General features: G+C 24.0%; 5 protein-coding genes. All 5 read left to right on the forward strand.

The features are described from left to right. Positions 1-531 (forward strand): ATP-binding cassette domain-containing protein (locus ACMUOV_RS07885; RefSeq protein WP_413854589.1); only part of this gene is annotated, 531 nt, incomplete at its 5' end. Beyond that, positions 532-966, forward strand: a complete 435-nt coding sequence (locus ACMUOV_RS07890; RefSeq protein ID WP_413854590.1) for a thioredoxin family protein — start codon at positions 532-534, stop codon at positions 964-966. A gap of 3 nt (positions 967-969) precedes the next feature. Further along, positions 970-1446, forward strand: coding sequence for a DUF6568 family protein (locus tag ACMUOV_RS07895; protein WP_413854591.1), 477 nt, complete (start codon positions 970-972; stop codon positions 1444-1446). 102 nt (positions 1447-1548) lie between these two features. Then, a complete protein-coding gene (locus ACMUOV_RS07900; RefSeq protein ID WP_413854592.1) occupies positions 1549-2133 on the forward strand; it encodes a hypothetical protein in 585 nt (194 codons plus the stop codon). A gap of 10 nt (positions 2134-2143) precedes the next feature. Beyond that, on the forward strand, positions 2144-2350 hold the full coding sequence (locus tag ACMUOV_RS07905; RefSeq protein WP_413854593.1) for a helix-turn-helix domain-containing protein: 207 nt from the start codon (positions 2144-2146) through the stop codon (positions 2348-2350). Positions 2351-2573: the final 223 nt, after the last annotated feature.

Genomic DNA, 2573 nt, shown 5'->3' on the forward strand with positions numbered 1-2573 from the left:
AATGTAAGTGACAAATCATTACATAAATATTTTACATATTCTCCAGAATTATATTATTTATTTGAGGATTTGACTATATTAGAGTATTTTGAATTTGTTAAAAAAGCATATTGTATAAATGAAGAATCTAATATATTTGAATTAATTAAGATTTTTGATTTGGAAGAAAAACTAAATAATTTTATATCAACACTATCTAATGGAATGAAGAAAAAGGTTTCTCATATAGCTGCTTTTTTTCCTAATACGCCATTTTGCATATTAGATGAACCTTTTTCTGGACTTGATCCAATAGCTATTTATAATTTAAAAAAATATATTAAAGATACTTTTAAAAAACGTACATATATAATTTCTACTCATCAACTTGCCATTTTAGATAGTATCAATATACCTTCACAAGATGTTTATTTAGTGCTAATGAATAAAGGTGAGGTTGTTTTTAATGGTAGTAAAGAGCAATTATTGTATGATGATAAGTATAAAAATATTGAACAAGCATATATTTCATTAATTGAAGGTGGACAATAAATGAATTTAGTGTATAAATCTAAAAAAGCATGGGGTATATTTTGTTTATGCGTCTTAGTGTCTGTTATTGTTTTAATACTGATTGAACAGGGAGTTATTTTTACTGAAAAGGTTCCTTTTACTAAACTTACAAATTACAATATAGAAAAAATTGCTAAACAAGAAAATATTATTATTTATTATGCAAATGAAAGATGCCAAACATGTAGGAAGTTGTCAAAAGTATTTTTTCCGTTAGTAAAAGGTACTAAAATGAATATATATTATATTGATTCAGAACATAATAAATTAAAAAAGTATCTAAGAAAATATAATCTTTATGCCACTCCAACTATATTGGTAATTAGCAAAGGAGAGATAGTAAAAAGATGGGAATCTGAAGATACTTTTGATGGTATAGAAGAGATATATGATGAATATTATAGAAAGAGGTAATATATGAAACAAACAAATAAAATATATAAAATAGTAATTTTTGGTGTGATAGGTGTGATGTTAATTGTATGCGCCGTATTATATTTTAAGGATGAAAAGACAATCAAACTACCACAAATTTATAATTATTTAAATTCTATTACATACGATAATTTTCAGAATAGTATAGATAATAAAGATACAATGATTCTTTATGTAGGAAGACCAGATTGTCCAGATTGCAATAATTTTGACGATGATTTATTAGACATTATAAAAAAATATAATGGTTATGATAAAGTCTGGTATTTGAATATTCAAAAACAAAGGCAAGACGAAAAGGAATGGAAAAAGATAAATAAAAAATATAAAATCAAATATACACCAACATTTATTTTATATGATAGAGGTAAATATAAATCAAAAGTAGAGTGGACACCAGAGAAGGGGATAGATTATGATGAGGTGGATCTTTGGTTTAAAAACACATTAAAACAGTAGCGTATTGATAAACAATAAAAAAACATTGTATAACAATAAAAATATATTGACATACAATAAAGGAGGTGATATAATAGAAATAAATAAGGAGGTCAAGATGTCATGAATAAAATAAGAAATAGTTTAAAAGTTTTCTTTTTTATGCTGTGTGTTATACAAATCGTAGTATTGATAATATTTTTTTCAGCAGCGTATAACAATGTTAGATTATTGAATTCTGATAGGATTCAAGTAAACTCTAAACAAGATCAATGGCTTTTGTCTACAGAACACGGACATAATTCAACTGAAATTAGTAAGAATTTAATAATGGATCAAAACATTATTATTAAAGATTATAAAACGATATTATTAATAGAATTATTATTTTCAATCATTGTTTTTGTTTTTACATCGATTTCATTAATTAAGTTTATGAGAGTTTATTTTGAAACTGCTAAAACAAACACACCATTTTCAATAACAAATGTTAAAAATATTAAGCAGTCAAGTATTTGTATTATGATTGCGTATGGATTTGTTCCCATTATAAAGCCCTTTTTATATTTTTCAATTTTTTTAAAATCGACGATATATTTCTCGTTTGAAAACATATTATTATTATTAACAACTATCTTGTTATTCATTTTAAGTAAAGTCTTCTATTATGGATGTTATCTTCAAGAAGAATACGATAATACATTATAAGGTGATGTATATGATTATATTGAGATTAGATATGATAATGGCACGAGAAAGAGTATCATTGCAAGATTTGGCTGATAAAATTGGAATAACTAATGCAAATTTATCTAACATTAAAAATGGGAAAGTTAAAGCAATAAGATTTTCTACATTAAATTCAATTTGTAAGGAATTGAATTGTCAACCGGGTGATATTTTAGAATATGTAGAAGATATGTGATATATTTATTTTACTTTTAAAACTTTTAAACTAAATTGTTTAAAAGTTTTTTTAGTAAAGAGGTTTAATTATGAAAAAAAATATTTTTAGTATATGTTTATTAATGTTGTTTATTTTTTTGGGGATAACAGTTGTAGGTTGCTCTAAATCTGACGAGAGTAATGTTGATTATGAAAAATTAAAGATAAAACTCCCTTGTAAAAATTGTAGAATACAAGATTTA

This window comes from Candidatus Ruminimicrobium bovinum (assembly GCF_902760015.1).
GTDB classification, from domain to species: Bacteria; Elusimicrobiota; Endomicrobiia; order Endomicrobiales; family Endomicrobiaceae; genus Ruminimicrobium; species Ruminimicrobium bovinum.